Genomic DNA, 6,082 nt, shown 5'->3' with positions numbered 1-6,082 from the left:
CATCCTCATTGGGTATCAATGCCCGGCCCTTGGGCTTCCTCCGGGCGCTCCTCCCCGTCATATCCATGCTGTACCGTTTCATGGCCTGCCCCACGAGAGCACGGACCATCGCTTTGTAGTCCATGCTTGCGGCCGCAGCCTGGATCGGGAAAAGGCTGTAGCGGGGTGAAAGGCCTGGAAGCGGATTGATCTCGAGGACATAAGGCTCGCCTGTCTCGTTGATTCGAAGGTCAAGCCGGGCCAGATCCCGGCACCCGAAGCTCTCATAGGCAGCGAGGGCGATCTCTTCTATCCGCATGGTGAGGGACGGACTCAGGGGGGCCGGACAGAGGATCTCCTCGTCCACCAGGGATTTGCATTCAAACGAGTAGAAGGGATTCTGCTCGGTAAAACGGATCTCCGCGTGCGGGAGGATTTTGATATCCGGGCCGTTCCCCAGGATGCCGACAGCCACCTCGGGCCCGGAGATGAAGCGTTCCACCAGCGCCGGCTGATGATAGTTGATCAGGACCCACGACACGGCCCTTTCCAGTTCGTCCGGGTTTCTCACCAGGGAAAAGTTCCGAATCCCCTTGCTGGTCCCTTCATGACAGGGTTTGACAAACAGGGGGAATGGAAGGGGGATATCCCTGAGTTCCCCAAGATCCCTGACCACAAAGAATTCAGGTGTGGGGATCCCCTCGGCCATCAGGATCTTCTTGGTCAGAACCTTGTTCAGGGTCAGGCTCAGGGTGAGCCCGTCAGATCCAGTATAAGGGATCCCGAAGATCTCGAACAGGGAAGGGGCAAAGGCCTCCCGGTTCCGTCCGCCCCACCCTTCCGCAATGTTGAAAACAAAATCAAGATGCTCGGATTCCAGCCTTGCCGGAAGAGCATGATCGCACGGGAGGCGGACCACAGGCTCCTCTGTGCATGTCTCAAGGGCCGCTGCAAGGGCGTCTATGGTCTCCAGGTCTTCATACTCGGCATCCGAGTCATCCCAGTCTTCTTCAGCAGGATTGTCCCTACCGTTCGGATCTGACCGGACCTTGTCCTTTTTCAGGTTGTAGGTGAATCCAATTCTCATCATACCCTCCTCACATATCTTTCAGGTAACGGTCCAGCCGGTCCAGCGCCTCCAGGAACGCGTCATGCCGGATACCGAACCCGATGCGGACATGCCCCTCCATCTCGAAGGAGCCGGCAGGGAGCAGAAAGACCCCCTGCCGGTCGATCAGATCCTGACAGAAACGGTCAGCATCCATATCCAACAGGATCCGGGGGTAGCTGACCACGCCGCCCTCGGGCGGGGTCCAGCCGAAGAAGGCCTCATGCCCTCTCATCCATTGATTGAGCGCGGCGGCGTTCTTGAGCACATGGCTCCGGTGCACGGACAGGATGGCCTCCCGGTTTCTCAGGGCCTTAAGACTCAAGAAATCGCTGATCGGGGATAACGTGTGGGTGAGGTAGTCCTTGAAATCCCTGGCCGCCGACAGCAGATCCAAAGGCGCGACCATCCACCCCATGCGAAGACCCATGAGTCCGAAGCATTTGACAATGGAACCGGTCCCGATCACGTCCCCGCCCAGGGTCACGGCCGAGGGGAGGATCCCCGCGGAGCCGTTGAGCGGGAGAAAACGATAATGTTCATCCATGAGCAGGTAGGCCCCGCGTTCTCGACAGAGACGGTGAACCTCGCTCAGCGTCTCCATGGGGATGATCTTGCCGGTCGGATTATGGGGGGTGTTCACCACCACCAGGCGGGTCCGGTCGTCCATGAGATCGGCAAGGCGGTTTAAATCCGGCACAAAGCCTTCTTCAATCCGGAGTTCCCAGAATTTGATCCGGCAGGAAAGTGAGCGGGCGGTTTCATAGAGACCCTGAAAGGCCGGGAAGGTGACGACGCAGGTGTCACCGGGATTGAGCAGGAGATGAAACAGGATAAAGAGGGCCTCGCTGGTTCCTGTGGTGACCATGACCTCTTCAGCTCTCCTTCCCGGATAGAGACTGCTGATCTCCTCCCGGAGCGCCTCGCTCCCGCGCGTGTCTTCGTCTTCCAGCTTGATGGACATCAGTTCCTTGAGATCGATATCGCAGAGGGAGATAAGCTCATTTAAGGTCAGATCCGAAACACCGCTCTCGGCCAGATTGTAACGGACGTGGAACCGGTTGGCCATGAGCCATCGCTCCATGAAGAAAGGCCTCGGTCTCATGATCCGGCCTCCATACGATGGAGGCCGCCTGCTTGCCGGATCACCCGCAGCCCTTCAAGGATCCGCTGTGCCAGCGGTCTCGGATCCTCTTCTTTGAGGGCGTGTTCCCACCTCTCTCTGCAGGCGCAGGGAAACTGCCGGACAGGCTGCAGGTCAAAGGTTTCATTGTAGCGCCGGGTGAGCAGGTCCCGCACTTGCTCCGAACAGTCAGGGCAGTTTTCAGGAATATGGACCGGCCTCGGCATATGATTGAACGGGCTGACATAAACCCTGTTTTCGGCGCCAACACGGCTGAGCACCTCATAGATGCTCCAGAGCCAGGGGAGATCATACAGCCCGGCCTGGTGCAAAGAATGGAGCAAGGTGTGTTTCTGCAGCGTGGCCGGCTCAAGATGAATCTCGCTCGGTGAAAGCGTACGGGCAAATTCGATGGAGGAGACCGCATCCTCGATGGCCTCCGACTCGGTCAGAAAGGGACCCTTGAGCAGCACATAAATCCGGATCGCCACATACTGCCGGATCCTCTCAGCCATCCGGCGGAAATCCTCCGAGACGAAGCCCTTGTTCAGGGTCAGGGAGAGGACCCGGTCATTGCAGGACTCGAGCCCCATGGCGATCTCCAAATCTTTCCCGCCGATGCGTTTTCTGATCCAGGCGATCTTCTCCTCGGAACAATACTCAGGCCTGCTCTCCAGAACAACCTTGCGGACCTCCTTCATTCGCTCGATCTCTTCGAATATCCCTGCAAGGGCCTCTTCCGGGATCTCTTCTTCATTGAGCACCGACCCGGAGTTGTACAGGCAGAGTATCGGCAGGTCCCGTCCTCGGTAGCGCGCGGCCTCCCTCCTGAACTGAGCCGAAAAATCCTGAGGCGAAAGCGCCGTTCCTTGCGTGGTCCCCGGATAATGCCCGCACATGGTGCACCCGCCCCCCTTGCGGACCCACGCACAGCCCGGGGACCGGAGCGTGATGACCAGCCTCTGCACCGTCCGCCCCTGCAGATATCCGATCCGGATATCCGAAGAGAGGGCGCGGCCCGGCTCAAATAAAACCTTTTGATCATGGCTCCGGATCTCCGTCAGGACGCTTTTCAATTCCGCATGGACATCCTTATAACGGATCGTGTCGGGTTTGAATGTTGTGTTCTGCAACGGCATAAGATACTCACTGTCTCACATAATGGGGGAATACCCGCTCACAATCCTCTTTGTGTCTTGGCGCCTTCACGGCAAACAGAACTCAGGCTGGTCAGGGTCAAGGAAAGAGGAGATCGACCGTAGGAAGGAAAAGGAGAAAAAGAAATGCAAACGTACGGTGGTCTCGGTTCATCAAGTTGGATCTCCGGATAGGTTCTTGAATTTTTTGAACTCTATCAGATGCCCGCCGCAGTGTCAAGGAAGGGATAACACTGGTAAATCGGCATGTCAATAAAACCAATAAAAATCCTTGTCAAAACAGATGTTTTTCTTTTATTATGGTAGTATACGAATCAGAAGTCTTGGCCTGTTTAGAATTTCCGAGAATGGAGCGTAACACATTGATAAAACATGATAAAATTCTCATCGCCGATGACAACGTGAGCATCCGCTCCACCCTGAAGAACCTCTTGGTCCAAAACCATTACATCGTCGAAGATGCAGGAAACGGAATTGAGGCCCTCCAGAAGGCCGCGGTTTTTTCGCCGGACCTGATCCTCCTTGATATTATCATGCCCGACATGGACGGGCTCAAGGTCCTGAAAACCATCCGGGAAAACCATCACACCCAGGATATCCCGGTCATTATGGTGACCTCTCAGGATAAGGGAAAGGATATCCAGACCGGTTTTGAACTGGGGGCGAATGATTATGTCACCAAACCCTTTGATGCGGATCTCCTCCTGGCGCACATACGGCGCCACCTCCAGATCAAGAAAAGGATGGACCAGATCAAAAACGAAAAGGAAGACCTGTTCGTCACCAATCAGCTGATCACCACACTTCACGCCAAGAAAAAAACCCGGGATATTCTCTACTGCCTGGTCCAGAAGATCTCCGAACATATCCAGGTCAAACGCTGTTCCGTGATCCGGATCGGTAAGAACATGTCTGAAGGGATCGTAGAGGCCACCAGCGACGGGCCGGAGATTCAGGATCTGAAGATCGACCTGAACAAGTATCCGGAGATCATGGAAGCGCTTCAACGGAGGAGCGTGGTCGTAATTCCCGATATAGACAAGGATGAACGAATGTCCATGGTGCGGGAGATCCTGCACGAGATCGGATGTTTCTCCCTCATGGTGGTCCCGATCACGCATGGAGACGACCTGATCGGAACGCTCCTCCTGAGCACGGCGCGGTCCAAGGAGACATTCAATGAACGGGAGATACGGTTCCTGAAAGGAATATCCAACGCCGCCAAGTCCGCTCTGCTCAATGCCCAGGTCTTTGAATCGGTTGAACACAACGATAAAACCGCGGTGGCATCCTTCGACTCTCTCACCAATCTCTGCGGCTATTACAGTTTTCTTGAAGCCGGTGAAAAGGAGATCTACCGGGCCAAACGCTATAAGAGCCATCTGTCGCTCATCCTGATCGACATCAACCAGTTCAGGAAGGTGAACGAGATCCACGGGATCGAAAAAGGGGACCAGGCCCTGCGGATCATCGGACGTCTGATCAATGAGTCCATCCGCAAATCCGACCTGGCTGCCAGGTGCCAGGGTGACGATTTTGCCATCCTCCTCCCGGAGACCAGCCTGATCGGCGCGACCGTACAGGCCAAACGATTCCAGAAACTGGCGTTCAAGAACCCTACCCTGCACGAATTGGGTGTTTCCGTGCAGGTGGGCGTTTCATCCATGGAAGAGACAGAGGTGCAATCGGCTATAGATCTGATCCATGCCGCGGAGATCGATCTGCAACGGCAGAAGACCGGGCCTTTCGCCCTTTAAGTCCGCTTGCCTCCCTCCCCGATACGGGAAAGGGACTGAAACCCGGATAGTGACTGTTCAACCTATGAGACCAAAACTGACACAATATCTGATCGACAAAGGTTACGTGAGCGGGGAGCAGTGCAGCGAGGCCCTGCAGAGACAGGTCATTTTCGGCGGAAGGATCGGGACCAATCTCCTGGAACTTTTTTACATTACCGAGGAACAACTCCTGGAAGCCCTGAGCCACACCCTGCATGTCTCCATTGCAGATCCGGTCAAGCTCAGAGAGATTGATCCCGCCGTCATTCAGGAGATCCCCGAAGACCTTGCACGGAAGTACCGGGTCTGCCCCTTTGAATCCCCCAAGGGAAGGATCCATCTCGCCATGATGGACCCGACGAACATGGAGGCCGTCAACGAGATCAGCTTCATCACCGGCAAGGTCATCAAACCCTTTGTGACCACCGAGTCGAAGATGAGTTTCCTGCTGGAGAAGAACTACCGGATCCGAAGGGAGATGCGGTTTATCTCCATCCCCGAAGAGGAGAAGAAAAGGCGGAAGGAATGGGAGGAGAAAAAGAAGATCCAGGAAGAGCGCGCGGCTCAGCAGATGACGGAGAAAGCAAAAGCGCCCCTCCCTGCCCCAAGCGCGCCGCCCGTCAGCATCGAAGCCAGGCCGCCGGAGCCGGTACCCGCGCCCGTACCCATGCCCGCGGGAGCGCCCGAACCCGAACCGGCCATTGACCTGACGACATTCGAGGGCGCGTCCCTAAACCTGGCACAGGCAAAGAACAGGGAAGATATCGCAGACACCCTTACCGCCTATGCGAACGCCCGGCTGGAACGGGTCATCCTCTTTATCATCAAGGGAGACCAGGTCCAGGCATGGAAGGCCGTGGGACTCTGGGAAACCCCCGAAGACCTGGAAAAAATTTGTTTCCCCATCAAGGATCCGAGCGTGGTCTCTACGGTCTTT

At 56.1% G+C, this 6,082-nt stretch carries 4 protein-coding genes and 1 pseudogene; 2 read left to right on the top strand and 3 right to left on the bottom strand.

Features of this window, described 5'->3' with window-relative positions; genetic code table 11:
- From AUK29_00460 to AUK29_00450, 3 genes and pseudogenes are all read right to left on the bottom strand, one after another.
- A pseudogene (locus AUK29_00460) lies at positions 1–1,066 on the bottom strand (hypothetical protein).
- 10 nt (positions 1,067–1,076) lie between these two features.
- Positions 1,077–2,192, bottom strand: coding sequence for a hypothetical protein (locus tag AUK29_00455; GenBank protein ID OIP66572.1), 1,116 nt, complete (start codon positions 2,190–2,192; stop codon positions 1,077–1,079).
- Positions 2,189–3,349 (bottom strand): TIGR01210 family radical SAM protein, encoded by a 1,161-nt coding sequence (locus AUK29_00450; protein ID OIP66571.1) that lies wholly within the window; start codon positions 3,347–3,349, stop codon positions 2,189–2,191. Before AUK29_00450 ends, AUK29_00455 begins: the two co-directional genes overlap by 4 nt.
- Before the next feature lie 380 nt (positions 3,350–3,729).
- On the opposite strand from AUK29_00450, the gene AUK29_00445 reads away from it, so the two are divergent.
- Positions 3,730–5,124 (top strand): hypothetical protein, encoded by a 1,395-nt coding sequence (locus AUK29_00445; GenBank protein OIP66570.1) that lies wholly within the window; start codon positions 3,730–3,732, stop codon positions 5,122–5,124.
- Between the two features lie 64 nt (positions 5,125–5,188).
- A partial coding sequence (locus tag AUK29_00440; protein ID OIP66569.1) for a hypothetical protein occupies positions 5,189–6,082 on the top strand: 894 nt, incomplete at its 3' end.

The sequence above is a fragment of the Nitrospirae bacterium CG2_30_53_67 genome (genome assembly GCA_001873285.1).
Taxonomy (GTDB): Bacteria; CG2-30-53-67; CG2-30-53-67; order CG2-30-53-67; family CG2-30-53-67; genus CG2-30-53-67.
The sequence above is the reverse complement of the archived record's forward strand: the minus strand, read 5'-3'. Positions and strand labels throughout refer to the sequence as shown.

Coding starts and splice junctions, on each gene's coding strand:
- AUK29_00455 (OIP66572.1), bottom strand. CDS start 2,192: ATGAGACCGAGGCCTTTCTTCATGGAGCGATGGCTCATGGCCAACCGG.
- AUK29_00450 (OIP66571.1), bottom strand. CDS start 3,349: ATGCCGTTGCAGAACACAACATTCAAACCCGACACGATCCGTTATAAG.